Here is a 25,671-nt window from a genome sequence, read left to right as displayed (position 1 = left end):
ACCGTCAATCCCACCTGACCAGCACCAACAGGATGAAAAATCCCCATTGGGGCGCAAGCCCCCCACCCCCCACCAAACCGCAGCCACTGCACCCAAATCGAGGCACCCACACCTCCCCCGCCCCCGATACGAAGCCAAAAACACGGCGCGGGGGTGCTTGTCAAGGCATCTTTCCCGCCTTGACAAGCACCCCCGCGCCGTAGTCACACTCAAGCTTCGGGGTGCCCCCACCGCACAAGCCGACCCGAAACGAAACCGCAGCCTAAAGACGCTCAAGAACAGTCACGTTAGCCTGCCCACCACCCTCACACATCACCTGCAACCCGTACCGCCCACCAGTCCGCTCCAGTTCATGCAACAGGGTAGTCATCAACCGAGCCCCAGTAGCCCCAATCGGATGCCCCAAAGCAATCCCGCCGCCATTAACATTGACCTTCTCATGCGGCACACCAATCTCCTGCATCCATGCCAGCACGACCGGAGCAAAGGCTTCATTGCACTCGAACAGATCAATGTCATCCACGGACAGCCCAGTCTTCTCCAACGCCCGCTGAGTAGCCGGAATAGGCGCAGTCAACATCCACACCGGATCCGCCCCATACACGCTGATGTGATGCACCCGAGCCCGAGGCGTCAACCCATGCTCCGACACCGCCCGCTCGGAGGCGATCAGCAAAGCCCCAGCCCCATCACTGATCTGCGACGCCACCGCAGCAGTAAGCGGACTACCCTCCTCAAGAGGCTTAAGCCCAGCCATCTTCTCCAGAGAAGTATCCCGACGCGGACCTTCATCCACCGAGAACTCGCCAACCGGCGAAATCTCCCGCGAGAACCGGCCAGCATCGATAGCCGCCAACGCCCGCCGGTGACTCTCGAACGCGAACTCCTCCAAAGAGGACCGAGAAAGCCCCCACTTCTCAGCAATCATCCGCGCAGAACGAAACTGCGAAACCTCTTGATCCCCATACCGAGCCACCCACCCAGGCGACTCCGCGAACGGCGTACTGAACCCGAACTGCTGTCCCACCACCATCGCCGAAGAAATCGGAATAGCAGACATATTCTGCACTCCCCCGGCAACAATCAAATCAGCAGTCCCAGACATCACCCCCTGCGCCGCGAAATGCACCGCCTGCTGACTGGACCCGCACTGCCGATCGATAGTCACCCCAGGCACATGATCCGGCAACCCAGCCACCAGCCAAGCAGTCCGAGCAACATCCCCAGCCTGCGACCCAATCGTGTCGCAACACCCGAACACGACGTCGTCAACAGCCCCAGGATCAACCCCAGTCCGCTGCACCAGCGCGCGAATCGCATGCGCGCCCAAGTCAGCGGAATGCATCCCCGCGAGCGAACCGCCACGACGGCCGACCGGAGTGCGAACCGCGTCCACCACATATGCCTCAGGCACGAAATCCTCCAGCCGGATCAGGGATGCTGACTGCTCACCGAGACAACTTCCCCAGTGAGATAAGACGAATAGGCACTAGCGAGAAACACCATCACATTGGCGACTTCCCAAGGCTCAGCAGCCCGCCCGAACGCCTCGCGCCCCTTCAGTTCGGTCAACAGCTCGGCACTGGTGACCTTCTCCAGGAACGGATGCATCGCCAGGCTGGGCGACACCGCGTTGACCCGAATCCCCGAAGGGGCCAAGTCCATCGCCGCAGACCGGGTCAACGCCATCACCCCAGCCTTGGCCGCCGCGTAATGCGCCTGCCCCTCCTGCGCCCGCCAGCCGATCACCGAAGCGTTGTTGACGATCACCCCCCGAGTACCGCGAGCGATCATCCGCCGGGAAGCCGCCCGAATACAGCGGAAAGTCCCGGTCAAAGTCACGTCGAGCACCAACGACCACTGCTCGTCGGTCATCTCGGTGATCGAAGCCGTGCCGCCAAGACCCGCGTTGTTGACCATGACCTCAACCCCGCCGAACGGCTCAGCGGCATCGAGCAGAGCAGCGACCTGCTCCTCCTTGGTCACATCGCACACCACCGAAACAACCCGCTCGGCACCGAACTCCGCCCCCAGTTTGGAAGCCGACTCGCCAAGCCGCCGCTCATGCGTATCCCCGATGACGACCGCCCGCGCACCCTCCTCGAGGCACCGCCGGGCAACAGCCGCCCCGATCCCCGCACCGGCAGCCGCGGTCACCACGACCACGCGCTCAGCGAGCAACCCATGCCCCGGCACGTAATCCGGCGCTGGCTGTTCCGGTTTAACACTCACGGTCGCGGCTCCTTGGGCAAGCCAAGCACCCGCTCGGCAATGATGTTTCGCTGAATTTCGTCCGAACCGCCGTAAATCGTGTCGGCCCGGCTGAACAAGAAAAGCGTCTGCTGAGCATCGAGATCGTAAGCACCGGCGGCGGTCAACGCAGAACCTCCGCGGACCTCCATCGCCAGTTCGCCTAACTCCCGATGCCACCGAGCCCACAACAGCTTCGACACCGAAGCCTCCGGCCCCTGCGACCCGGCCTCATACGCACTGAGCGTCCGCAGCGCGTGCACGCGCAACACCTCGAGGCCCACAGCAGCCTGCGCCAACCGATCCCGCACAACCGGATCGTCATAACGCCCATTCGACTTGGCGGTAGCCACAATCCCCGCCAATTCCCGGGCAAAACCGACCTGCTGTCCGATAGTCGACACCCCGCGCTCGAACCCGAGCGTCGCCATTGCGACCCGCCACCCGTCTCCGGGCGCGCCCACCACCAGGGACTCCGATGTCCGAGCCCCGTCGAAGAAGACCTCGTTGAACTCGCTGGTTCCGGTCAACTGCCGGATCGGCCGCACCTCGACCCCGGGCTGATCCATCGGCACCAGCAGATACGACAACCCAGCGTGCCGCCGGGACCCAGCCTCGGTCCGCACCACCGCGAAGCACCACTGCGCGTGCTGAGCGAGCGACGTCCAGATCTTCTGCCCGTCGATCACCCACTCGCCGCCGTCCAGCCGCGCCCGCGTGCGCACCCCGGCCAGGTCAGACCCCGCCCCAGGCTCGGAATAGCCCTGACACCAGAGCTCAGTAACCCCGACGATCCCCGGCAGGAACCGCCGCCGCTGCTCGTCCGTACCGTGCGCGATCAATGTCGGCCCGAGCAGTTCCTCGCCAAGGTGGTTGACCCGCGCGGGCGCGTCCGACCGGGCGTACTCCTCGTGGAAGATCACCTGCTGCAACAGGCTCAGCCCGCGCCCGCCGTACTCGACCGGCCAGCCGAGGCACGTCCAGCCGTGCGCCGCCAGGTGCTGGTTCCACGCCTGCCGCTCCTCCGGCGCCTCGTGCTCACGCCCGGATCCGCCGAGGCCCTTCAACGCGGCGAAGTCGCCGGTGAGGTGGTCGCCGAGCCACGCGCGCACGTCGGCGCGGAACTGCTCGTCCTCGGGGGTGTAGCGAAGATCCACCCGTCCTCCTGGTCCGCCGGTGTCCGGTCCCGCCACGCTACCAAACCAAGCACTTGTTTGGTAGCATCGCCGCCGAACCGAGAAGGAGTGATGCGCGTTGAGCGGAACCGAAGAAAGCACCGACGAGCAGGTCGTGACGTACGAGGTGCGCGGTCCGGTCGCGGTCGTCACGCTGAACCGGCCGCAGTACCGCAACGCCCAGAACTCGAAGATGACCTACGCGCTGGACGCCGCGTTCACCAAGGCCGTGGACGACCCGGACGTCAAGGCGATCGTGCTGGCGGGCAACGGCAAGCACTTCTGCGCCGGGCACGACATCGGCACCCCCGGGCGCGACATCGACCAGAGTTTCGAGCGCAAAGCGGTCATCTGGTGGGACCACACCGACCGGGCGGGCGTCGATTCGCGCTTCGCCCGCGAGTCGGAGGTCTACCTCGGCATGTGCCGGCGCTGGCGGGAGATCCCGAAGCCGGTGATCGCGATGGTGCAGGGCGCGTGCATCGCGGGCGGCCTGATGCTCGCGTGGTCGTGCGACTTCATCGTGGCCTCCGACGACGCGTTCTTCTCCGACCCGGTCGTGCGGATGGGCATCCCGGGCGTCGAGTACTTCGCGCACCCGTGGGTGATGAACCCGCGCGCGGCGAAGGAGTTCCTCTACACCGGCGACCGGTTCGGCGCGGACCGCGCGCAGGCGCTCGGCATGGTCAACCACGTCGTGCCGCGCGCCGAGCTCGAAGAGGCGACATTCGCGATCGCCGAGCGGATCGCGCAGATGCCGCAGCTCGGCCTGGCGCTCACGAAGAAGGCCGTCAACCAGGCCGAGGACCTGATGGGCATGCGGTCCGGAATGGACTCGGTGTTCGGCCTGCACCATGCTGCGCACGCGCACAACGCCGAACTGGACACCGATTCGCTCGCCGGGCTCGACGCGCGGTCGATGGCGAAGGCCAACAAGAAAGCCGCGGGAGAGTCATGAGCCCGGAATTCACCGCCGCGGAAGAGGAGTTCCGTGCGGAGGCGCGCGGCTGGCTAAAGGAAAACAGCCCCGGCCCGCTGCCGTCGATGGACACCGAAGACGGCGCCCGCGCGCACCGCGAGTGGGAAGCGAAGCTGGCCGAGGGCCGGTGGTCGGTGGTCACCTGGCCGGCCGAGTACGGCGGCCGCGACGCGACGCTGACCGAGTGGGTGCTGTTCGAGGAGGAGTACTACCTCAGCGGCGCGCCGACCCGGATCGCGCAGAACGGCATCTCGCTGCTGGCCCCGATCATCTTCGAGCACGGCACCGACGACCAGCGCCAGCGGCACCTGCCACTGACCGCCAACGGCACCCGGATCTGGGCCCAGGCCTGGTCCGAGCCGGAGGCGGGCAGCGACCTCGCCGGGATCCGCAGCACCGCCGTCCGCGACGACGAACGCGGCGGCTGGGTCCTGAATGGGCAGAAGATCTGGAGCTCCCGCGCCCCGTTCGCGGACTGGGGTTTCGGCCTGTTCCGCTCCGATCCCGAAGCCGAACGGCACCGCGGCCTCACGTACTTCCTGTTCCCGCTCGATTCCGACGGCGTCACCGTCCGGCCGATCGCGCAACTCGACGGCGACTGCGGCTTCGCCGAGATCTTCTTCGACGACGTCTTCGTGCCTGATCAGGACGTCCTCGGCGGAGTCGGCGACGGCTGGCGCGTCGCGATGAGCACCGCGGGCAACGAACGCGGCCTGTCGCTGCGTTCGCCGGGCCGGTTCCTCGCGGCGGCGGACCGGCTGCTCGACCTCTGGGCCGAGCGCGGCGCCGAAGCCCCGCACCTGCGCGACCCGGTGGCCGACGCCTGGATCAAGGCCGAGTCCTACCGGCTCTACACCTGGGACACCGTCGACCACGTCCAGAACGGCGGCGACGTCGGCGCGGCGGGCAGCGTCAACAAGCTCTTCTGGACCGGGCTCGACCTCGGCATCCAGGAAACAGCGCTGGACCTGCTCGGCCCGGACCAGGAGCTGCTCGGCCCCGGAGCGACGGCGGGCGGGCGCTGGATGGAGGACTACCTGTTCGCCCTCGGCGGCCCGATCTACGCCGGCACCAACGAAATCCAGCGCAACATCGTCGCGGAACGGCTGCTCGGCCTCCCCCGCGGCGACCGCAGGAAGGCACAAGCATGAAGTTCCGGCTGTCCGCCGAACAGCGCGCGTTCGCCGAAGCGCTGGACGCCCTGCTGGGCGCGGCCGACGTCCCCGGCGTCAACCGGTCCTGGGCGGCCAAGCGGCCGGAATCCGGGCTGAAGCTGTGGAAGCAGCTGGCCGAACTGGGCGTCACCGCGCTCGGCGTGCCCGAGGAACCCGGCGGCGTCGGCGGGACCCCGGTCGATCTGGTCGTGGCCTTCGAACGCCTCGGGTATCACGGCGTGCCGGGTCCGGTGATCGAGTCCATCGCCGCCGCGCCCGCGCTGCTCACGGACGCTTCGTTGCTGTCCTCCCTGGCCTCCGGGGACGCGGTGGTGACCTTCGCGAGCGCGCCGGACACTCCGTACGCGCTGGATGCTGACGTCGCTACCGACGTGTTCGTGGTCGGCGATTCGCTGGCACGGGCGGAAATCGGCCGCTCGCTGCAGTCGGTTGATCCGTCTCGGCACTTGTTCGAGGTGACCGCCGGTGCCGAGATTCAGCCGCTCGCCCCGGAGAAGCGCGCAGAGGCACTCGATCTCGCCAGCCTCGCCTGCGCGGCGGAACTGCTGGGCTGCGGCGAGCGAATGCTGGCCGACACCGTGGCATATCTCGGCCAACGACGCCAGTTCGGCCGCGTGATCGGCGAGTACCAAGCGCTCAAGCACGCCGCCGCAGACGTCCGCGTGGCGCTCGATTTCGCCCGTCCCCTGCTGCTCGGCGCGGCCCGCGAGCCCAGTGCCCGGGCGATCTCGGCGGCGAAGGTCGCGACGTCGGACGCGGCCCAGCTCGCCGCGCGCACCGGACTGCAACTGCACGGCGCGATCGGCTACACGCTCGAATGCGACCTGAGCCTGTGGCTGCTGCGCGTCCGGGCGCTCGTGGGCTGCTGGGGCACGCCGTCCGTGCACCGCGCGCGGGTGCTGGAGAGCCTGATGAGGGGCCGCTGATGCACTTCGCGCTGACCGATGAGCAGCGGGAACTCGCCGCCGCCGTCCGCGGGCTGGTCCAGCGACGAGCCGCGAAGACCGATCTGCGGGCGGCGATCGACTCGCCGGCCGGATACGACACCGAGCTGTGGTCCGCGCTGTGCGAGCAGATCGGCGTCGCCGCGCTGGCCATCCCCGAGGAGTACGGCGGGGCCGGGTTCAGCCTGTTCGAAACGCATGTGGTGCTGGAGGAGCTGGGCGCGAGCCTGACGCCGTCGCCGCTGCTGGGATCCGGAGTGCTTGCCGCGCAAGCATTACTGGCCGCCGACGCACCGGCGCTGCTCCCCGAGATCGCGGCCGGTGAGGTCGTCGCGCTGGCCTGGGCGGATCGTGCCGGACGGCATCGAACCGACGGTTCGGACGTGGTCGCTTCGGACGGAACCCTCAACGGCACCGCGACGTTGGTGCTGGACGGCGCGCAGGCGTCGCACCTGCTGGTGGTCGCGATGGCCGACGGACGCCCCGCACTGTTCCAAACCTCCGCGACGGCTGAGGCAACCCCAGCCGTCGACCAAACACTGAGGTTCGCCCAGGTCGAATTCCGCGACACCCCGGCGACGTTGCTCGCGGAGGACTTCACCGAAGCACTCCCCCGGCTGCACGCCATCGCCGCGATCGCTTGCACCGCACTGCAAGTCGGCGGCGCACAGTCCTGTTTGGACCGAACCGTCGCGCACCTCAAGGAACGCGAGCAGTTCGGCCGTCCGCTCGGTTCGTTCCAAGCGTTGAAACACCGGGTCGCCGACATGCTGGTCCAGGTCGAAACCGCGCGCTCGATCTCGTGGGCGGCCGGGTTCGCGGCCAGCAACGGCGACGACGTCGTCCAGCAGGCGGCGTACGCGAAATCCTGGTGCAGCGAAGCATTCACCGCGGTAGCGGCCGAAACCGTCCAGCTACACGGCGGAATCGCGATCACCTGGGAGCACGACGCGCAGCTGTACTTCAAACGAGCGCACGCGCTGGCGCACCTCTTCGGCGACGCTCGCGAACACCGGGCGCGACTCCGGAGCGGCGCATGATCCACCACGTCGGAATCACCGTGCACGACCTCGCCGCGTCGACCGAGTTCTACCGCGATCTGCTCGGCGGCAGCGTCGAAGGCCCGTTCGAGCGCAGCGGTCCGCGGATCGACGAAGTCACCGGATATCCCGGTGTGATCGTGCGCCAGAGCTTCGTGTCGGCCGACGACGGCGACACGGTGGTCGAGCTGCTGCAGTACGAAAACGGGTCGCCGACGCGGATCGACCCGGACCACGGGCAAGCGGGTGCCGCGCACGTCGCGATCACCGTCGACGACCTGGACGCGACGCTGGCGCGGCTGCGCGAACGCGGCGTCGCGGCGGTGTCCGAGCCGATCGTCACGAGCCATCCGATGGCGGGCTGCCGCGCGGTGTACGTGCTCGATCCGGACCGGGTCCGCGTCGAACTGGTGCAACTGCCCGCCTGAGCAAGGAAAAACAGCGTTTATCAGAGGCTGGAGGAACGAATGGGCGGCAAGTCCATGACCCTGGACGGCGTCACCGAGTACGTCCGATCCGGGATGACCGTCGGGATCGGCGGCTGGGGGTCGCGGCGCAAGCCGATGGCGATGGTGCGCGAACTGCTGCGCAGCGACGTCGAGGACCTCACGCTGGTCACCTTCGGCGGGCCCGAGGTCGGGCTGCTGTGCGCGGCGGGCAAGGTGCGCCGGGTGATCTACGGGTTCGTCACGCTCGACACGATCCCGCTCGACCCGCATTTCCGCGCCGCGCGCGAGGGCGGCCGGGTCGAGATCACGGAGTACGACGAGGGCATGTTCGTCGCCTCGCTGCGGGCCGGCGCCAACCGGCTGTCGTTCCTGCCGACGCGCTCCGGGCTCGAGAGCGACGTGCTGCTGATGAACCCGGAGCTGAAGACCGTCGCGTCGCCGTATGACGATGACGTCTACATCGCAGTGCCCGCGGTGCGCCCGGACGTCTCGTTGCTGCACCTCAACCGCAGCGACACCCTCGGCAACGGCCAGTTCCTCGGCCCGGATCCGTACTTCGACGACCTCTTCGCGATGGCGTCGGACAAAACGCTGCTGAGCGTCGAGAAGATCGTGGACACCGAGGACCTCACCGCGACCGAGCGGTCGACGTCGCTGCTGATCAGCCGGATGTTCGTCAACGGCGTGATCGAGGCCCCGAACGGCGCGCACTTCACCTCGTGCGACCCGGATTACGGCCGCGACGAGGCGTTCCAGCGGCATTACGCGCAGTCCGCGCAGGACGAGGTCTCGTGGAAGCAGTTCCGGGAGACCTTCCTGACCGGCGACGAGGCCAGCTACCACGAAGCAGTGCGCGCCTTCCACCGCGCGACCGAGAAGGAGTCCGCATGAGTGCCCCCGCAACCCGCGCCGAGGTCTGCATCGCCGCGTGCTCCGACGCGTGGCGCGGCTCCGGCGAGGTGCTGGCCCACGCGGTCGGCACGGTCCCGGCGATCAGCGCGCGGCTGGCGCGGCTCACCCACTCCCCCGAACTGGTGCTGTCCGACGGCGAATGCCACTTCATGGCCGACCCGCCGCCGCTGGGCAAAACCGCCGCGGCCGGCGGCACCGTCGAGGCCTGGGCGCCGTTCGGCCGGATCTTCGACATCCTCAACACCGGGCGGCGGCATTCGATGATGGGCGCGAGCCAGATCGACCGGTTCGGCAACCAGAACATCTCGCTGATCGGCGACTGGCGGAAGCCGAAACGCCAGCTCATCGGCATGCGCGGCGCGCCGGGCAACACGGTCAACCACCGCACCGACTACTGGGTCAGCCGGCATTCGAGCCGGGTGTTCGTGGACCGGGTCGACATCGTGTCCGGCGTCGGCAACGACCGGGCCCGCGCGCACGCTTCGACGGCGCTGCGGTTCCACGACCTCGGCGTGGTGGTGACCGACCTGGCGGTGCTCGACTACGACGAGGACGGACGGCTGAAGGTGCGTTCGCTGCACCCGGGCGTCACCGAGGACGAGGTCCGCGAGAACACCGGCTTCGAGCTGGACTTCAGCGGGGCCGGAGTGTCCCGGGAGCCGGACGAGCACGAGCTGGACTTGATCCGCACCGTGCTCGATCCGAAGGGCGCCCGGGACCGGGAGGTCAAGGTGTCCCGGCCCTGAACCGCTCAGCCGGCGAGCAACCCGCCGTACAGCATCGCGAGGTACTGCTCCGCCACGACGTCGTGGCGGAGCTTTCCGCGCGGGTTGTACCAGCGGACCGACGACCAGACGGTGTCCCGGATGAACCGGTACACCAGGCTCACCTCGAGGTCGTCGCGGAATTCGCCGGTCTCGCGGCCCGCCTGGAGCACGCTGAGCCACAGTTTTTCGATCTTCAGCGACGTCTTCCCGACGAATTCGAAATCGGCGAGGCTGCCGACGACGGCCGATTCGTTCTGGTAGAGCGCCACCGCGAACGGCCGCTCGTGAATGGTCGCGAAGGCGGTGTACACCAGCGCGTCGAACTGCTCGCGCGGCGTACCGTCCTTCCCGGCGATCTCGGTGAACGCGGCCAGCAGGTCGTCCATGAACTCCTTGAGGATTTCGCGGAGCATGTCCTCTTTGGACGCGAAATGGTGGTACAGGCTCCCGGAAAGGATGCCCGCCTCGTCGGCGATGTCGCGGACGGTGGTCTGGGAGTAGCCCCGGGTCGCGAACAGCTGCGCGGCGATGCCCAGCAGCTCTCCGCGCCGGGTGCCGCCGTTTTTCGCCGGAGCCCGGCCGGTTCGCGGAGTCATCGCATGGATCCCTTCCTGCCCGCTGCTTTCCCCTATGCTACCGAACAAGCACTTGTTCAGTGAGGAGACCCGCGTGTCGACACCTCGCACGATTCCCGCGCTGCTCGACGAAGCCGCCCGCCGCCACGGCGACGCACCCGCTGTGGTCGACGGTACGACACAGCTGTCCTGGACCGGATTGCGGGAGCGGGTACGCACCGTTTCCCGCGCGCTGGCCGCGGTCGGCGTCCAATCCGGCGACCGGGTCGCGGTGTGGTCGCCGAACCGCGTCGAGTTCATTCTGACGTTCCTGGGCGCGCAGTGCCTCGGCGCGGCGCTGGTGCCGATCAACACGCGGTATCGCGGCGAAGAAGCCCGGGTGGTGCTGGAGCGGTCCGGTGCTTCGGTGCTGGTGCTGTGCAACGGGTTTCTCGGCAACGACTACCTCGGGATGCTGACCGAGGCCGCTGCCGGTTCGGGTTCCTCGGGCGCGGTACCTGGACTTCCGCAGCTGCACACCGTGATCGATCTCGGATCGGACGGCGTTGCTTTGCCGTGGAACGAATTCCTCGTTGGCGCGGAGTCAGTTTCGGCCGTCGACGAATCGTCGGTGACGCCTTCCACGGTGGCGGACATTCTGTACACCTCGGGCACGACGGGGGTGCCGAAGGGCGTGATGAGCACGCACGCGCAGACGATCGGCGTCGCGGACGTCTGGGCGAAGGGCGCGTCGCTCACCCCGGCGGACAATTACGCGATCGTGAATCCGTTCTTTCACTCCTTCGGCTACAAAGCCGGGGTGGTCGCGGCGATCACCCCGGGCACGACCATCTACCCGGTGCTGACCTTCGACCCGGTCGCGTTGATGGAACTGGTCCAGCGAGTGGGCATCTCAGTGCTGCCCGGTGCGCCGACCATCTTCACCACGCTGATCAACCACCCTCGGCGTGGCGAATTCGACCTGTCGTCGCTGCGCTTCGCGATCGCCGGCGCGGCTTCGGTGCCGGAGAACCTGTTCTCGGACATGCTGGAAATCCTCGGCTTCGAGCAGGTCGCACAGGCGTACGGGCTCACCGAATGCGTCGTGGCGACCCAGTCGCGGCCGAACGAGGACCCGCTGCACGTCGCGCACACGACCGGTCCCGCGGTGCCCGGGCTGGAGATCCGCGCGGTCGACGGCGACGGCAAGGACGTGCCGGTCGACGCCGACGGCGAAATCCTCATCCGCGGCGAGTTCGTGATGCTCGGCTACTTCGACGACCCGGACGCGACCGCGGCGGCGATCGACGCCGACGGCTGGCTGCACACCGGCGACGTCGGGCAACTGGACGAGCACGGCTGCGTCAAGATCACCGGGCGGCTCAAGGACATGTTCACCGTCGGCGGGTTCAACGTGTACCCAGCCGAGGTGGAGAACGTGCTGAGCACGCACCCGGACGTCGTCGAGGCCGCGGTGATCGGCGTGGACGACGAGCGGATGGGCTCGGTGGGCCGCGCTTACGTGACGCTGTGGTCGGGGGTCGAACTGGACTCGGCGGCGCTGCGGGAGTACTGCCGGGAGCGGCTGGCGAACTTCAAGGTGCCGCGCGAGTTCGTGGCGATCAAGGAACTGCCGAGGAATGCCAGCGGGAAGATCGTGAAGCGGGAACTGGCCTGACGCTCTCCGCAGTGGTTCACCGGGGGCTCAGCGAAGCGGACTCAGCCGTCGTGGCGCGGAAAGTCCGGCCAAGCTCAGGCCCCCGGCCCACGTAATGCCGAAAGACATAGAACAACGGCTCCCACGCCGCGACGCGAATATGCCGGAGATCCGGTTCCGCCAGCGCCGGATGGACGTGCACCCGGAGCACCTCAACCTCGACGATCCCGACAGCGGGATCCCCGGGATGGCGCGCGGCAGTCACCCGGCATTCGACCTGGAGCGGGCACTCCGCGACCCGGTCGACCGCGACGAGGTCAGCCGGGACCGGAGTGAGTCGGGCGGCACCGAATTTGTCCCGCTCGGTCCGGAACTGGCCCGCCTTGTGCTCCGGAACGACGGGAGCGCCGGTCAGCCCGGCCAAGCGTTCGACGGCGGGCCACAGGTCGGCGCTCGGATAGTTCAGCACGCAGTCCGGCCGCTCGCGCAGGTTGGAGAAGGTGTGGCCGGTGCTGCCGAAGCCGAGCACGGCGGTGCGGCCGAGCACCCAGGCCGACGACATCGGGGCCAGGTTGGTCGTCCCGTCGGCGTTCGCGCTGGACAGCAGCACGACGGGGGTGCCGGGGTAAAGCACCGGCGGGTCGATCACGACGGAATCCATGACCGCATCCTGGCGGCGGGACGGTTCGGTGCGCGCCGAACCGTCCCGCGTCCGGCGGTCAGGCGAGCCGCTCCAGCACCATCGCCATGCCCTGTCCGCCCGCCGCGCACATCGTCTCCAGGCCGAAGGTCGCGTCCCGCTCCTGGAGGCCGTGCAGCAGCGTCGTCGCCATCCGCGCGCCGGTCGAGCCGAACGGGTGGCCCAGCGCGATCGCCCCGCCGTGCACGTTGACGCGGTCGAGGTCCAGGCCCAGCTGGTCGACGCACGGCAGCACCTGCGCGGCGAAGGCTTCGTTCATCTCGACCAGGTCGATGTCCTTAACGGACAGTCCGGCCCGGCCTAGTGCCTGCTGGCTCGCCTCGACCGGGCCGAGACCCATGATCTCCGGGCTCAACGCGGACACCCCGGTGGCGACGATCCGCGCCAGCGGCTGGATGCCCAGCTCGCGCGCCCGGACATCGCTCATCACGACGAGCGCGGCCGCACCGTCGTTGAGCGGACAGCAGTTCGCCGCAGTGACCGTCCCATCCGGACGGAACACCGGCTTGAGCTGAGATACCTTCTCCAGCGTCACGCCCGCCCGCGGACCGTCGTCAGTGGACACCACGGTGCCGTCCGGCAAGGTCACCGGCGTGATGTCCTTCTGCCAGAACTCCCCCGCCGCTTCGGCGAGATTCTGGCTGCGCACGGCGAACGCGTCCTGGTCCTTTCGCGACACTCCACAATGGTCAGCGACATTCTCCGCGGTCTCGCCCATCGCGATGTAGACGTCCGGCAGCGCGCCGTCCTTTCGAGGGTCCGTCCACTGCAGACCACCGCCCGCACGCTTCTCGGTCACCGCCATCGCGTCGGCGTACAACGGGTTCTTCGTGTCCGGCATGCCGTCGGCTTTGCCTTGGGAGAACCGCGAAACGCACTCGACCCCCGCGGACACGAACACGTCGCCCTCGCCGGCGCGGATAGCGTGCATCGCCATCCGCGTGGTCTGCAGCGAGGACGCGCAGTACCGGTGCACAGTCGTGCCGGGCACCGTGTCGAGACCGAGCCGCAGCGCGACCATCCGGCCCAGGTTGTACGCCTGTTCCCCGGCCGGTTGCGCGCAGCCGAGCATCAGGTCGTCGATCTGGCCGACCTCCGGGACCGCCGCCAGTGCGGCTTCGACCATCTGCGCGGCGAGGTCGTCCGGCCGCAGGTCCTTGAGCGAGCCCTTGTACGCCCGCCCGATCGGCGAGCGGGCGGCGGAGACGATCACGGCTTCGGGCACAGCAAGGTCCTCCTCAGGCGTTCGGGGTGTGCTGGAGGAAAGCGGGCCATTCGCCGCCTCCGTCCACATTGAGCACCGCTCCGCTGACATGGCTCGCGAGCGGTGAAGCAAGCAGCAAACAGGCTTGGCCGACCTCGGCCGGCGACGCGAACTGTCCACGCGGGATCGTCCGGGCAACCGCGTCGCGCTGCGCCGGATCGCCGTAGTGGTCCTCCGAACCCGGCGTCTCGACCAATCCGCAGCTGACCGCGTTGACCCGCACCCGCGGCGCCCACTCCACGGCCAAACTGGTCGTAAGACTTTCCAGCGCCGCCTTCGCCGCGCCGTAGATCGCGGTGCCCGGGCTGGGCCGCCGCGCCGAGATCGACGTGACGTTCACCGCCGAAGCGCCGGGCGTCTCGCGCAGGAGCGGATGCGCCGCGTGGAGCACGTACGCCGCCGCGAGGAAGTTGAGATCGTTGATCTTGCGGTGGAATCGCGGCGAGGCCTCGGCGAACTGCGCGAACGGCGCGCCGCCCGCGTTGTTGACGACGACGTCGAGCCGGCCGTGCCGCTCGCCGATCTCCTCCAGCCACTTCTGGACCTGCTCCGGCTCTCGCACGTCGACCTGGCTGAACCGCGGCTGCCGGCCGTCGACCTCGCGCAGCTTCTCGGGTTCGGTGCGCCCGCAGATCTCGACCTCGGCCCCCGCTTCGAGGAACGTCGCCACGATGCCGTCGCCGACTCCGCGCGCTCCGCCGGTGACGAGGACGACGCGATCGGTCAGGTCGAAGCTGACAGGCATGCTGCTCCTTCTCGCCGGGAGCGCTCAGCCTACCAAACAAATGCTAGGTTGAGGACGAGGAGGTTTTCCATGCCACAGGAAGCAATCCGGCGAGTCAGCATCGTCACCGGGGGCGCGCTGGGGATCGGCGGGGCGACCAGCCGCCGCCTCGCCGCGCGCGGAGACCTGGTCGTGCTGAACGACCTCGATCCCACTGCCGCCGCCGACACGCGTGCCGCGATCGAGGCGGCCGGCGGGGTGTGCGAAACGGTCATCGGAGACATCGTCGCGGACGAGGTGGTCGAGGCTGTCGCCGCTGCCGCTCTGCGGTTGGGCGACGGCCGGATCGACGTCCTGGTCAACAATGTCGGCGATTTCCGTCCCGCTTCCCGGGATTTCCTGCACAGCACACCAGAACAGTGGACGCGGTTGCATGAACTGAACCTGCTGCACGTCTTCAAGCTCACCCACCGGGTGCTGCCGCAGTTGATCTCGCAGGGCTCAGGCGTGATCGTGAACAACTCGACGGTGGAAGCCTTTCGCGGAATTCCCGGACATGCGGTGTATTCCGCTTACAACGCCGGGGTTTCGGCGTTCACGAAGAGCCTGGCCGTCGAGGTAGGCCGGTATGGCGTCCGAGTAAACGCGATCGCGCCGGATCTCGCGGACAGCCAGCAGACTCCGGCGGCGGCGATGCTGCGCGACAACGATCCGTCGAAGATCGAGACGTGGGTGCCGCTGGGGCGGTTCGGGCACGTGGACGAATACGCGAAGGTGATCGAATTTCTGACCACGGACGCGGCTTCTTACGTCACCGGCCACACGATTCCGGTGGACGGCGGGACGCTCGCGGCTTCGGGATGGTATTTGCGGAGCAATCGGAAGGGGTTCACGAACTTCCCGAGGGAAACGTGAGACGGGGGGGCTCGTGAGTGCTTATTCCGGTTAGAACCGGCAGCGCCACTCACAAGCCCCCACTCTCAGCCAGGCGCGATGGCCCGCTCAACACTTTCGCGGAGCAAAGCCCGGCGCTGCTCGTGCAGTTCCGGAGCTTCCTGGTCGCTGGCGGCGTAGACGTTGCTGACCGGCGACCAGGCCATCGACATCGCGATCACCATGGCCATCAGGTCGAACGGGTCTCCCTCCCGGACGATGCCCGCGGCTTGCGCTTCGGCGATGGCGCGCAGTTTGGCGTCGTCGAGGCGATTGCTGTCGTCGACGAGGTGCCCGGTTGGACGCCGCTCCAGGCGCTCCCAGGTGGCCAGCCGGATGAGGTCGGGGCGACGGAGATACTCGTCGTAGAGGCGGACCGCCCAGCCGGCGAGGTCGGTCGCGTCGATCGGCACGACGGTCATGATCCGCTCCAGCGAGGCGGCGAAAATGGCGTCGAACAGCCCCTCCTTGTTGCCGAAGTAGCCGTAGAGCTGCGCCTTGTTGGTGCGGGCGGCGGCCACGATGCGTTCGACCCGGGCTCCGGCGATCCCGTGCTCGGCGAACTCCTGGGTCGCCGCGTCCAGGATGCGCTGCCGAGTGGCGGCTCCGCGCGAGGTCAGGGGCTTGTCGGCCATGCCGGGCACAATAACAACAGACCAGTCTGTTTGCTGAATCGGCCTGCACCCGCTACCGTGACAATAGACCGAACAGTCTGTTTGTTGAGGGGCGAGCATGCGGAGCACTCTGGGCTGGCAATCCGACCGCGCCGGGTTGCGGCGGACCGTCCTGCGGCGTCGAGAACTGCGGGCCGACGACGTCGCCGTTCGCGTGGATTACTGCGGTGTCTGCCACACCGATCTCCACGCCGTCCACACCCACACCGACGAAGCGCTTTTGGTGCCCGGCCACGAGTTCACCGGCGTGGTCACCGAGATCGGGCACGCGGTCACCCGGTTCGCGCTCGGCGACCAGGTCGCGGTCGGCAACATCGTCGATTCCTGCGGCGCGTGCGCGATGTGCGAGGCAGGACAGGAAAACTTCTGCTACGAGTTCCCGACGCTGACCTACGGCGGCACCGACCGCCGCGACGGAACCACCACGCTGGGCGCCTTCTCCCGCGAGTACGTCGTCCGCGACGAGTTCGCCTACCCGCTCCCCGCCGGACTCGACCCGGCGGCCGCCGCTCCCCTGCTGTGCGCGGGAATCACCGTCTGGGAACCGCTGCGCGCTCTCGGCATCGGGCCCGGCAGCCGGGTCGCCGTGGCCGGGCTCGGCGGACTCGGGCACCTCGCGGTCAAACTCGCCGTCGCGCTCGGGGCTGACACCACGGTCATCAGCCGCTCAGCCGACAAGGCCGACGACGCCCGGCGACTGGGTGCCCGCGATCTGATCGTCTCCGCGGACGAACGCCAGATGGCCGCGGCCCGGGACCGGTTCGACGTCGTCATCGACACCATCGCCGTCCCGCACGACGTTGCTGCCTACCTCAAGCTCGTCGCCCTCGACGGAACCCTGAGCCACGTCGGGCACCTCGGCTCGGTCACCGTGCAGGCCACCGATCTGTTGGTAGGACGCAAGAAACTGAGCTCCGCGGGCAGCGGCGGGCGTCCCGCGACCGCCGCCATGCTGGAGTTCTGCGCCCGGCACGGCATCACCGCGGACATCGAACTCCTCCCGTCCGCCCGCGTCAACGAAGCCCTCGACCGGCTGGAACGCAACGACGTCCGGTACCGGTTCGTGCTGGACCTGTCGGATCTGGCGCAGAGCCACTGACGGTGCGGTCAGCCCACGTAACCCGCGGGCTGACCCCACTCCGCACCCCGAGTCGTAGTCCGGTCCACCAGCACACACCGCGTCCCGGTGAAGTTCGTCGGCATGCATTTGTTGCAGTGAATGCACAACGACGGCGTCTCCGGCTCGGCCGCGATCCGGTTCACCAAATCCGGCTCGCGCAGCAAAGCACGGCCCATCGCGACGTACTGGAATCCCTCCCGCATCGCCAAATCCATCGACGCGCGGTCGGTGATCCCGCCGAGCAGCACCATCGGCAGCTTCACCGCGGCCCGGATCTGCCGTGCGTCCTCGAGCAGAAAGGCGTCGCGGTAAGGGTATTCGCGGATGAAGTGCTTCCCGACCGCCTGCACGCCGAGCTTCAACGGTTGCGGCATCACGGCGGCGAACTCGCGGACCGGTGCGTCGCCCTTGAAGAGATACATCGGGTTGAGCAGCGAGGAACCGGCAGTCATTTCGAGAGCGTCGCAGGTGCCGTCGGCTTCGAGCCATTGCGTCACCGGGATCGCCTCGTCGAGCCAAAAGCCGCCGGGCGCGCCGTCGTCCATGTTCATTTTCACGATCACCGCGATCCGGTCGCCGACGGCGTCGCGTACCGCGCGCATCGTGTCGCGCGCGAGCCGGGCGCGGTTTTCCAGCGAGCCACCGTATTCGTCGGTGCGGTGGTTGAGTTTCGGGCTCAGGAAAGAACTGATCAGATAGTTGTGTCCTAAGTGGACTTCGATGGCGTCGAACCCGCATTCGATGGCGCGCAGGGCGGCTTCGGCGTGCGCGCGTTTGACGCGTTCGATGCCGGCGTGGTCGATTTCCTGGGCGAAACTGAGCGTCGTCTTGTGGAAATAGCGGCTCGGCGCGAGCGCGGGAAGCCCGTTGCCCTTCGGATTCGCGACCGGCCCGCCGTGCCCGATCTGCGCCGAGATCGCCGCGCCCTCGGCGTGCACCGCGTCGGTGAGCACGCGCAGTCCCGGCAGGGCTTCGTCGGCCCAGTAGATCTGATGCCGGTCGGTGCGGCCTTCCTTGGCGACCGCGCAATAGGCGACCGTCGTCATCCCGACGCCGCCCTTCGCGTAGCCGACGTGGAAATCGACCAGATCCCGCGTGACCCGGCCGTGGTGGCTGAGGCCCTCGTAGGTAGCCGCCTTGACGACGCGGTTGCGCAACTGCACCGGCCCGAGCCGCGCGGGAGCGAGCGGGTCGGGCGGGGTGGGGGTCGTGGAAGTCACCTTGTCACGGTAGGAAACGGAGGGGACGGGCTGCTCTCGCGATCTCGGTGACCGGGAGGCTTGGCACCCGGCGGCGCGGTAACGCCACGGCTGGGCTCGACGATTCCCGTGCGTCTATCCGCTGCTTAGCCTGAGGAGAAACAACTGTGCCCGAACTCAAGCCCCGTCCTCGCTATCACGCGAACGCATTTACGAGTCCCGACGCAGTCGCCGCGCGGCTCAAAGCAGCGTCCGAGACGGACGGGCCGACGGACTACGCCAACAGGATCAACCTGGAAATCCTCGGCCAGCTCGCAGCTATCCGGCGGCACGCGTTGATCGTGACCACCGTGGTCGTGATGTGGGCGATCCTGACCTTGATCGGGGTCCTGGTCATCATGTCCAACCTGTCGAGCAGCGGATCGGCCATCGTCCGCAACTGACGAACGGTCAGTTGGCCCAGGGTGCCGCTTCCTCCAACTGCGCCGCCAACGACAACAGCAACCCCTCCTGCCCCAGATCCGCGGCGAACTGCACCCCCAGCGGCAGTCCGTCGTCGTCCTTGCCGAGCGGGAGCGAGATCGCCGGCATGCCGGTCACGTTGAAAACACTGGTCCACGCCGAATACGCGCCCGCATGCTCGTAGATCGACGCGGGATCCGTCGTGTCCAGCAGGCCCAGCGGCGGAGTCGGGAGCGGCAAGGTCGGCGTGAGCAGCACGTCATAGGAGGTGAAGACCTGGCCGACTTCCCACCCGATCTCCTGCGCCCGGCGCAGTGCGCGGTGGAGCTGGTTAGCAGTCAAACCCCGGTAGTGGTCGAGCAGCAGTTCGGTGAACGGCTCGACGTCGCCCGGCTGGAGTTCTCGGCCCAAAGCGGCCAGTTGGTCTTCGACGATCACCACCAGATCCGCGCCCATCAGCAGCCCGCCGGTCGTGCGGACGTCCGGGAAGTCAAACGGCGCAACGGTTTCCTCGACGTGATGGCCGAGTTCCTCGCACAGTTTCGCCGTCTGCCGAACGGCGGCCACGCAGGCGGGGTGCGGGTCGACGCCGGTTCGGGCCTGGGTGGCCAGGCCGATGCGGAGACTGCCGGGGGCACGGCGGGTCGCGTCGAGGAAAGTGCCAGTCGGGGTCGGGGCGGCGAAGGCTTCACCTGGGAGTGGTCCGGCGATCGCGTCCAGCAGGGCCGCGCTGTCACGGACCGTCGTGGTGACCGCGTGGGCGACGGAGACCGGGGCGGCGAGCGTGCCTGCGTCGGGGGCGCCGGTGGTACGGCCGCGGCTGGGTTTCAGGCCGACCAGACCGCACATGGCCGACGGGATGCGGATCGAACCGCCGCCGTCGGTGGCGTGGGCGGCGGGGACCAGGCCCGCAGCGACGGCGGCCGCGGAACCGCCGCTGGAGCCGCCGGGCGAGCGGGACAGGTCGTGCGGGTTGTGCGTGGGGCCGTGCAACTGCGGCTCGGTGCTTGCGTTGAGGCCGAATTCGGGGGTGTTGGTGGTGCCTAGGATGACCAAACCGGCGCGTTTGTACCGGCGGATCAGTTCACTGTCCACTGTGGACACCGTTGGGGCGAATAGCGCGCTTCCCTGGGTGGCGGGGAGACCGGCGACTTCGGTGCCGAGATCCTTGACCAGGAACGGGACTCCGGTGAGCGGGCCGTCCGGGAGGCCGGCGTCGATTTCCGCGAGCGCGGCCTCGAAGCGGCGGCCGACGACGGCGTTGAGCCGCGGATTCGCCTCCTCGATGCGGGCGATCGCCTGTTCGGCGGCCTCCCGGGCGGACAGGTCGCCCCGGCGGATGGCGGCGGCGGTGTCGAGGGCAGAAAGCACAGCGATGTCTCCTCAGAAGGGCTCAGCCGAAGAAAGCTTGACCGCCGTCGAGCGGCACGGTGGCGCCGGTCAGATAGCGCAGATCGGAACCGACCAGCGCGACGACAGCGCGGCCGATGTCCTCCTCGCATTCCCCGATCCGGCCCATCGGAATGGTCGCGACGAATTCGGCGGCCTCTTCGGGATTGTGTTCGGTCCACCATTTCAAGCCCGGCGACAACGCGTGCGGCGCGATCGCGTTGACCCGGATTCCGTCACGCGCCCACTCCACGGCGGCGGTGCGCGACAGCGAGCGCAACGCTTGTTTCGCTGCGGCGTAAGCACCATAGGTGGTGGGATCCCAGCGCACCATCGCTGAGGTGACCAGGTTGACGATCGAACCGTCGCCCGTCGCCTTCAAATGCGGGTGGGCGGCTTTCATGAACGCGAACGCGGCAAACGGTCCAGTCGAGAAACCGCGAGTGAAATCCTCGTCGCTCATCTTCAGCAACGGCCCGAAAGCGCCGGAGTACGCGTTGTTGACCAGAATGTCCAGTCGGCCGAATCGCGAAACGACCTCGTCGACGACGCCGGGAATCGACGCCGTGTCCGCGACATCGCACTCGAACGCTTCCGCAGCGGCACCCCGCTCCCGCAAGAGGCGGCAGGTCTCGTCCAGCTTGCCGCGCGTACGCCCGAGTACCGCGACCGACGCCCCCTCCCCCGCCAGCGCCAGCGCGATTCCTTGCCCGACGCCTTGTCCGGCGCCGGTCACCAGGGCCACCCGGCCCGCGAGCGTGTTCATCGGCCTCCTTCGTCCTGGGCGACTGGTCGCGCGACGTGTTTCGCCACGAAAATCCCGTCCGCGGAAACGCAGACCTGACCGTCGGCGAGAATTTCGCCGGTCGTGTGGATCCGGCGGCCCTCGCTGGATTGCTGCCGCGCGCGAATCGTCAGCTCCTCGAACAGCGGGGTCGTCCGGTGGTAGCGGACGCTGAGCGTGCCGGTCATCCCGTCCGGACCGGGACCCCAGCTGTTGGCGACGCCGAGTGCGTGATCCAGCAGCAGTGCGGAAATCCCGCCGTGCACGCAGCCGGGCGGGCCCTGGTAAGGCAGGCCGAGCGTCACCGTTCCGGTCACCGAACCGTCCGGCAGGCCGTGCAGGTGCAAGGGCGGGGCGAGCGCGTTTTCGGGGCCGGTGACGGGATCGTGCCGCGGTCGCCCGGCCCACATGCCGACGAATCGCTCCTGCCGCTCCGGCGCGTGCTCTTCGAGCTGGGCGGCGATCCGGTTGAGGTCGCGGGCGAGGTCCGTCATCGGCGCGGCGCTGTCCGCGCCGGCGTGCAGGAGTGCGTTGACGACCCGGCGGGCCGCCGCGACGGCAGCGTCGATGCCGTCGTCATTCGGGACGGGCGACAGCGGGACGCTTTCGGCGTAAGTCGTCATCAGTAGTGCGCCGCCGGGCGGAGGGTCGCCTCGGCACCGCCGTCGACGTAGACGACCTGGCCGGTGATGTGCGTCGTCGCGGCGTCGGCGAAGTACGCCAGAACTCGCGCGACGTCTTCCGCGGCCGCGTAACCGTGCAGCGGCATCGGAACTGCCTTGTCCATCACGGCTTTCATCTGCGGGTTGGCGAAAAGCTCGTCAGTCATCGGCGTCAGGACCACGCCGGGTGCGACCACGTTGACCGCGATTCCCGCGTCGGCCCAGCCTGCCGAGACGGACGTCCGGCGCGCCCATTGCGCGACCGCGGACTTCGACGACGGGTACAGCTGGACCGCCCGGTTGTCCGCGATCGCCTCGCGGGCGGCGGTCAGTGCAGCTTGCTCGTCGCCGCGCAGGCAGGCCTCGACCACTGCGGGGTCGTTCGGCTGGGTCCCGGAGATCGAGCCGACCAGGACGACGCGCGGCGCTTCGGATTTCGCGAGCAACGGCTGAAGGGCTTCGATGAAACTGGTGCAGCCGAAGTAGTTCACCGTGACCATCGCTTCGCCGGGGTTCGACGTCCCGGCGCAGGTGATCACCGCGTCGACGTGCCCAGTGCGCTTGCCGACCTCCTCGGCCGCAGCGGTGCGGCCGTGCGGGGTCGAAAGGTCCGCGTCGATGTCGCTGCCCGACAGGTCCACGCCGACGACTTGGTCGCCGCGCTCGGCGAGGAGGCTGCTGAGCGCCGCACCGATCCCCGAACTCGCTCCGGTGATGACGACGGTGCGCGGCATGACGGCCTCCTGCGGTGGGGTTCCGGGAACGGCCGCGACGCTACGGGGACTCCGCTCCGCGCGGCGGGCTCATCCCGGTCACCGGGAGAAGCCGGTCAGCGGCCCAGTTCGGCCAGCAGCAACCGGCACGCCAGCACCGTGTCCGCCTCTGCTTCCTCCGCCGTGATGTGCCCGTTCAGCTGCGAGGTCAGCACGCCGTACCACGTCTGTTCGATCAACCGGACCAAGCGGCGGTCGTGCTCGTTGGCCTCCGCCACCCCCGCGACGCGCAGGATCAGGTCGGCGAACTCGACCGTCGCGGCCATGTTCGGCGACTCCCCCGAGACCGTCGCGTTGTTCGACTGCAGCATCGCCTGGGCGAGCCGCGGGCGTTCCAGCAGGCGGCGGGCGGCGTCGACCAGCACGCGCGCGACTGCCTCGGCCGGTTCCTGACCGGGTACGACCGGGACGCTGTTGCGGTCCAGCTGCTCGACCTGGCTGTGCAGCAGCGCGGTGAACAGGATCGTCTTCGACGGGAAGTACCGGTAGAGCGTGGCGATGGCGACGCCGGCGTCGCGGGCGACGTCGAGCATCTGGATCCGGTCGAGGCCGTGCTCGGCGCCGTGGTCCGCGGCCGCTCGCAGGATCCGCCGGTAGCGCTCCTGCTGCGCGGGCGAACTCGGCGTGGCCGGCGCCCGGTTTTCGGCGACTCTCGGCACCTCGGCTCCTCCGCTCGTGATCAGGCCATTCTCGCGCACGATCCTCCCATCGGGCGCCTCCGCTACCGGTGAGTGGGATGACCGCGCCCCGGCGCGCCGGCGATGCGGTTGGCTCGCCGGGTCGCGACGACTTGGAGGACTCATGGCTTTCGACGACCAGTTCGACGTGGTAGTAGTCGGGTCCGGCGCGGGCGCGCTGACCGGCGCGTACCTCGCCGCCCGGGCGGGACTGCGCACCGCGGTGGTCGAGGGCGCCGGCCGGCTCGGCGGGACGTCGGCGTACTCCGGCGCGGCCTGCTGGCTGCCGGGCACGCAGGTCCAGGAGCGGTTCGGCGTCGCGGATTCCACCGCCGCCGCGCGCGAGTACCTGCGCGCGTTGCTCGGCGAGGACCGGACCGGGCGGCAGGAGGCGTTTCTGGCGAAGGCGCCGGAGCTGGTCGCCGCGCTGGAGACGGACCCGGCGCTCGAGTTCGAATGGCGGGCGTTCCCGGATTACTTCGACCGTCCGGGCCGCGTCCCCGGCGGACGCTCGTTCGTGCCGGTCGACCTGCCGCTGTCCGAGCTGGGAGAACGCGCGGAGCTGGTGCGTCCGCCGGTGGACCGCGACCGCGCCGGGCGCGGGCACCGGGACGCGCCGTTAGACGGCGGACGCGCGCTGATCGGACGGCTGCTGCTGGCCTTCGACGCGACCGGCAACGGCGCTGTGTTCACCGGGACGCCGGTCGACGAGCTGGTGGTCGAGGACGGCCGGGTGGTCGGCGTCGGCGTCGGCGTCGGCTCGCGGCGGATCGGGGCGACTCACGGCGTGCTCATCGGCGCGGGCGGGTTCGAGCGGAACGCGGACCTGCGGGAACAGTCCGGGGTGCCGGGATCGGCGGCCTGGTCGATGGCCCCCGCGGAAACGAACCGCGGCCAGGTCCTGGAGGCGGCGATCGCACTCGGCGCGGCCGTCGACCTGATGGACGAGGGCTGGTGGTGCCCGGGAATCGCGATGCCGGACGGCGGCGCGTCGTTCACGCTCGGCTTCCGCGGCGGGATCGTCGTCGACCGCGACGGGCGGCGGTATGCGAACGAGTCGCTGCCCTATGACCAGATGGGCCGTGAGATGGCAGCGGACCCCGCACGGCGGGTCCCGTCGCACATCGTGTTCGACAGCCGCGAGGGCGGTCGGTTGCCCGCCATCGCGTTGCCGGGCGGTCCGCCGGACGAGCACCTGGCGGCTGGTACGTGGGTGGAGGCGGAGACGCTCGCGGAACTGGCGAAACTGATCGACGCGCCGGAGCTGCCGGAGACGGTGGCCCGGTTCAACTCGTTCGCAGAAGCCGGGCATGACGCTGATTTCGGCCGCGGTGAGGATGAATACGCGCGGCATTTCGCTAATCCGGTGTTGGTGCCGGTGGACCAGCCGCCGTTCCGCGCCGCGCGGTTGGTGTTGTCGGATCTGGGCACAAAGGGCGGGTTGGTGACCGATCCGGACGCGCGGGTGCTGCGTGACGACGGTTCGGCGGTGGAAGGTCTTTACGCGGTCGGCAATTCGGCGGCGTCGATGACCGGGGGTTACTACCCGGGTCCGGGAATTCCGTTGGGCACGGCGATGGCTTTTGCCGCCCGGGCGGTCGACGATCTGGTGGCACGGGCCGGAAAATGACCTGCGCTCCGCCCCGGTGCCGGTTACCGTCGCCGGGGTGGAGGACTACTTCGGGGAAAGTGTCGCTGCCAGGTACGACGAATCGTCGGCCGAAATGTTCTCACCGGAGGCGGTGAACCCAGCGGTCGACGTCCTGGCCGGGCTTGCCGGAGACGGTCGCGCGCTGGAGCTCGGCATCGGCACCGGACGGATCGCGTTGCCGCTCGCCGCGCGGGGTGTGCCGGTCTCGGGGATCGACCTGTCGTCGGCGATGGCTGCGCGATTGCGCGCCAAACCGGGCGGTGACGCGATCGAAGTGGCGATCGGCGACTTCGCGACGACCCGGGTCGACGGAACCTTCTCGGTGGCATACCTGGTGTACAACACCATCGGCAACCTGACCTCGCAGGACGCGCAGGTGGCCTGTTTCCGCAACGCCGCGGCGCATCTCGAGCCAGGCGGGTGCTTCGTGATCGAGGTCGGGGTGCCGGACCTGCGGAAGCTGCCGCCCGGGCAGACCGTCGTTCCGTTCGATCTGAGCGCGACGCATTGGGGATTCGATCTCTACGACGTCTCCACGCAGTCGATGAGTTCGTACCACGCGCGGGTGGCCGACGGCCGCGGCGAGTTCCGGGCGATTCCGTTCCGGTATGTGTGGCCCGCCGAACTGGACCTGATGGCGCGGCTGGCGGGGCTGCGGCTGCGGTCGCGGTGGGAAAGCTGGGACGGGAAGCCGTTCGCGCACGAGAGCGAGCAGCACATCTCGATCTGGGAAAAAGCCGCGTGAGCTTCCACTCCG

At 68.8% G+C, this 25,671-nt stretch carries 27 protein-coding genes; 13 read left to right on the top strand and 14 right to left on the bottom strand.

What is annotated here, in order from left to right; all coding sequences use genetic code 11:
- Positions 1 to 262: 262 nt before the first annotated feature.
- The 3 genes from ABD156_RS37225 to ABD156_RS37215 are packed head-to-tail and all read right to left on the bottom strand — an operon-like array spanning position 263 to position 3,407.
- A complete protein-coding gene (locus ABD156_RS37225) occupies positions 263 to 1,414 on the bottom strand; it encodes an acetyl-CoA C-acetyltransferase (RefSeq protein ID WP_344285259.1) in 1,152 nt (383 codons plus the stop codon).
- Between the two features lie 17 nt (positions 1,415 to 1,431).
- Positions 1,432 to 2,232, bottom strand: coding sequence for an SDR family oxidoreductase (locus ABD156_RS37220; protein WP_344285256.1), 801 nt, complete (start codon positions 2,230 to 2,232; stop codon positions 1,432 to 1,434).
- Entirely contained in the window at positions 2,229 to 3,407 is a 1,179-nt protein-coding gene (locus ABD156_RS37215) for an acyl-CoA dehydrogenase family protein (RefSeq protein ID WP_344285253.1), read from the bottom strand. The genes ABD156_RS37220 and ABD156_RS37215 overlap by 4 nt, the downstream gene beginning before the upstream one ends.
- A 97-nt stretch (positions 3,408 to 3,504) precedes the next feature.
- On the opposite strand from ABD156_RS37215, the gene ABD156_RS37210 reads away from it, so the two are divergent.
- From ABD156_RS37210 to ABD156_RS37180, 7 genes are read left to right on the top strand one after another with little or no spacing between them, the layout of a single operon-like run.
- Entirely contained in the window at positions 3,505 to 4,383 is an 879-nt protein-coding gene (locus ABD156_RS37210; protein ID WP_037812239.1) for an enoyl-CoA hydratase, read from the top strand.
- Positions 4,380 to 5,555, top strand: coding sequence for an acyl-CoA dehydrogenase family protein (locus tag ABD156_RS37205; RefSeq protein WP_344285246.1), 1,176 nt, complete (start codon positions 4,380 to 4,382; stop codon positions 5,553 to 5,555). The genes ABD156_RS37210 and ABD156_RS37205 overlap by 4 nt, the downstream gene beginning before the upstream one ends.
- A complete protein-coding gene (locus tag ABD156_RS37200) occupies positions 5,552 to 6,505 on the top strand; it encodes an acyl-CoA dehydrogenase family protein (RefSeq protein ID WP_344285243.1) in 954 nt (317 codons plus the stop codon). Before ABD156_RS37205 ends, ABD156_RS37200 begins: the two co-directional genes overlap by 4 nt.
- Positions 6,505 to 7,563 (top strand): acyl-CoA dehydrogenase family protein, encoded by a 1,059-nt coding sequence (locus ABD156_RS37195; protein WP_344285240.1) that lies wholly within the window; start codon positions 6,505 to 6,507, stop codon positions 7,561 to 7,563. The genes ABD156_RS37200 and ABD156_RS37195 overlap by 1 nt, the downstream gene beginning before the upstream one ends.
- Complete coding sequence (locus ABD156_RS37190) at positions 7,560 to 7,991, top strand: VOC family protein (RefSeq protein ID WP_344285237.1); 432 nt, start codon at positions 7,560 to 7,562, stop codon at positions 7,989 to 7,991. Before ABD156_RS37195 ends, ABD156_RS37190 begins: the two co-directional genes overlap by 4 nt.
- Positions 7,992 to 8,030: 39 nt before the next feature.
- Entirely contained in the window at positions 8,031 to 8,903 is an 873-nt protein-coding gene (locus ABD156_RS37185) for a CoA transferase subunit A (RefSeq protein WP_344285234.1), read from the top strand.
- Positions 8,900 to 9,670: a CoA-transferase subunit beta gene (locus ABD156_RS37180; protein ID WP_344285231.1), complete on the top strand. Its 771-nt coding sequence runs from the start codon at positions 8,900 to 8,902 to the stop codon at positions 9,668 to 9,670. The genes ABD156_RS37185 and ABD156_RS37180 overlap by 4 nt, the downstream gene beginning before the upstream one ends.
- 5 nt (positions 9,671 to 9,675) lie before the next feature.
- Here ABD156_RS37180 and ABD156_RS37175 read toward each other — a convergent pair whose 3' ends face one another.
- A complete protein-coding gene (locus ABD156_RS37175) occupies positions 9,676 to 10,287 on the bottom strand; it encodes a TetR/AcrR family transcriptional regulator (protein WP_116202412.1) in 612 nt (203 codons plus the stop codon).
- 73 nt (positions 10,288 to 10,360) lie between these two features.
- Between ABD156_RS37175 and ABD156_RS37170 the strand changes: the two genes are divergently transcribed.
- Complete coding sequence (locus ABD156_RS37170) at positions 10,361 to 11,923, top strand: AMP-binding protein (RefSeq protein ID WP_344285226.1); 1,563 nt, start codon at positions 10,361 to 10,363, stop codon at positions 11,921 to 11,923.
- A gap of 16 nt (positions 11,924 to 11,939) precedes the next feature.
- On the opposite strand, the gene ABD156_RS37165 is transcribed toward ABD156_RS37170, so the two are convergent.
- Genes ABD156_RS37165 through ABD156_RS37155 form a run of 3 tightly spaced genes read right to left on the bottom strand, consistent with a single transcriptional unit; the run spans position 11,940 to position 14,611 of the window.
- Positions 11,940 to 12,563: a flavin reductase family protein gene (locus ABD156_RS37165; protein WP_344285223.1), complete on the bottom strand. Its 624-nt coding sequence runs from the start codon at positions 12,561 to 12,563 to the stop codon at positions 11,940 to 11,942.
- A gap of 58 nt (positions 12,564 to 12,621) precedes the next feature.
- A complete protein-coding gene (locus ABD156_RS37160; protein WP_344285220.1) occupies positions 12,622 to 13,827 on the bottom strand; it encodes an acetyl-CoA C-acetyltransferase in 1,206 nt (401 codons plus the stop codon).
- A 13-nt stretch (positions 13,828 to 13,840) separates the two neighbouring features.
- Positions 13,841 to 14,611, bottom strand: coding sequence for an SDR family oxidoreductase (locus tag ABD156_RS37155; RefSeq protein ID WP_344285218.1), 771 nt, complete (start codon positions 14,609 to 14,611; stop codon positions 13,841 to 13,843).
- Positions 14,612 to 14,680: 69 nt separating this feature from the next.
- Between ABD156_RS37155 and ABD156_RS37150 the strand changes: the two genes are divergently transcribed.
- Positions 14,681 to 15,505 carry an SDR family NAD(P)-dependent oxidoreductase gene (locus tag ABD156_RS37150; protein ID WP_344285215.1) on the top strand — a complete coding sequence of 275 codons (825 nt, stop codon included), beginning with the start codon at positions 14,681 to 14,683 and terminating at the stop codon, positions 15,503 to 15,505.
- A gap of 65 nt (positions 15,506 to 15,570) precedes the next feature.
- Here the strand turns inward: ABD156_RS37150 and ABD156_RS37145 are convergent, their stop codons facing one another.
- Entirely contained in the window at positions 15,571 to 16,158 is a 588-nt protein-coding gene (locus ABD156_RS37145) for a TetR/AcrR family transcriptional regulator (protein ID WP_344285212.1), read from the bottom strand.
- Between the two features lie 97 nt (positions 16,159 to 16,255).
- Here ABD156_RS37145 and ABD156_RS37140 point away from each other — a divergent pair, with 97 nt between their 5' ends.
- Positions 16,256 to 17,296, top strand: coding sequence for an NAD(P)-dependent alcohol dehydrogenase (locus ABD156_RS37140; protein ID WP_344285208.1), 1,041 nt, complete (start codon positions 16,256 to 16,258; stop codon positions 17,294 to 17,296).
- 8 nt (positions 17,297 to 17,304) lie between these two features.
- Here ABD156_RS37140 and ABD156_RS37135 read toward each other — a convergent pair whose 3' ends face one another.
- Positions 17,305 to 18,537 carry an NADH:flavin oxidoreductase gene (locus ABD156_RS37135; RefSeq protein ID WP_344285205.1) on the bottom strand — a complete coding sequence of 411 codons (1,233 nt, stop codon included), beginning with the start codon at positions 18,535 to 18,537 and terminating at the stop codon, positions 17,305 to 17,307.
- A 146-nt stretch (positions 18,538 to 18,683) separates the two neighbouring features.
- Here ABD156_RS37135 and ABD156_RS37130 point away from each other — a divergent pair, with 146 nt between their 5' ends.
- A complete protein-coding gene (locus ABD156_RS37130; RefSeq protein WP_344285202.1) occupies positions 18,684 to 18,959 on the top strand; it encodes a hypothetical protein in 276 nt (91 codons plus the stop codon).
- Between the two features lie 7 nt (positions 18,960 to 18,966).
- On the opposite strand, the gene ABD156_RS37125 is transcribed toward ABD156_RS37130, so the two are convergent.
- From ABD156_RS37125 to ABD156_RS37105, 5 genes are all read right to left on the bottom strand, one after another.
- Positions 18,967 to 20,349, bottom strand: coding sequence for an amidase (locus ABD156_RS37125; protein ID WP_344285200.1), 1,383 nt, complete (start codon positions 20,347 to 20,349; stop codon positions 18,967 to 18,969).
- Between the two features lie 22 nt (positions 20,350 to 20,371).
- The gene (locus ABD156_RS37120) at positions 20,372 to 21,133 is read right to left on the bottom strand and encodes an SDR family NAD(P)-dependent oxidoreductase (protein WP_344285197.1); all 762 of its coding nucleotides are present in this window, start codon (positions 21,131 to 21,133) and stop codon (positions 20,372 to 20,374) included.
- Complete coding sequence (locus tag ABD156_RS37115) at positions 21,130 to 21,774, bottom strand: PaaI family thioesterase (protein WP_344285194.1); 645 nt, start codon at positions 21,772 to 21,774, stop codon at positions 21,130 to 21,132. The genes ABD156_RS37120 and ABD156_RS37115 overlap by 4 nt, the downstream gene beginning before the upstream one ends.
- Positions 21,774 to 22,547: an SDR family oxidoreductase gene (locus ABD156_RS37110; protein ID WP_344285191.1), complete on the bottom strand. Its 774-nt coding sequence runs from the start codon at positions 22,545 to 22,547 to the stop codon at positions 21,774 to 21,776. Before ABD156_RS37110 ends, ABD156_RS37115 begins: the two co-directional genes overlap by 1 nt.
- 95 nt (positions 22,548 to 22,642) lie before the next feature.
- Positions 22,643 to 23,245, bottom strand: a complete 603-nt coding sequence (locus ABD156_RS37105; RefSeq protein ID WP_344285188.1) for a TetR/AcrR family transcriptional regulator — start codon at positions 23,243 to 23,245, stop codon at positions 22,643 to 22,645.
- Positions 23,246 to 23,387: 142 nt separating this feature from the next.
- Here ABD156_RS37105 and ABD156_RS37100 point away from each other — a divergent pair, with 142 nt between their 5' ends.
- Positions 23,388 to 24,893 (top strand): FAD-binding protein, encoded by a 1,506-nt coding sequence (locus tag ABD156_RS37100; RefSeq protein WP_344285185.1) that lies wholly within the window; start codon positions 23,388 to 23,390, stop codon positions 24,891 to 24,893.
- Between the two features lie 94 nt (positions 24,894 to 24,987).
- The gene (locus ABD156_RS37095; protein WP_377927943.1) at positions 24,988 to 25,659 is read left to right on the top strand and encodes a class I SAM-dependent DNA methyltransferase; all 672 of its coding nucleotides are present in this window, start codon (positions 24,988 to 24,990) and stop codon (positions 25,657 to 25,659) included.
- Positions 25,660 to 25,671 lie beyond the last annotated feature (12 nt).

The organism is Amycolatopsis albidoflavus, assembly GCF_039525725.1.
Classification (GTDB): domain Bacteria; phylum Actinomycetota; class Actinomycetes; order Mycobacteriales; family Pseudonocardiaceae; genus Amycolatopsis; species Amycolatopsis albidoflava.
The sequence above is the reverse complement of the archived record's forward strand: the minus strand, read 5'-3'. Positions and strand labels throughout refer to the sequence as shown.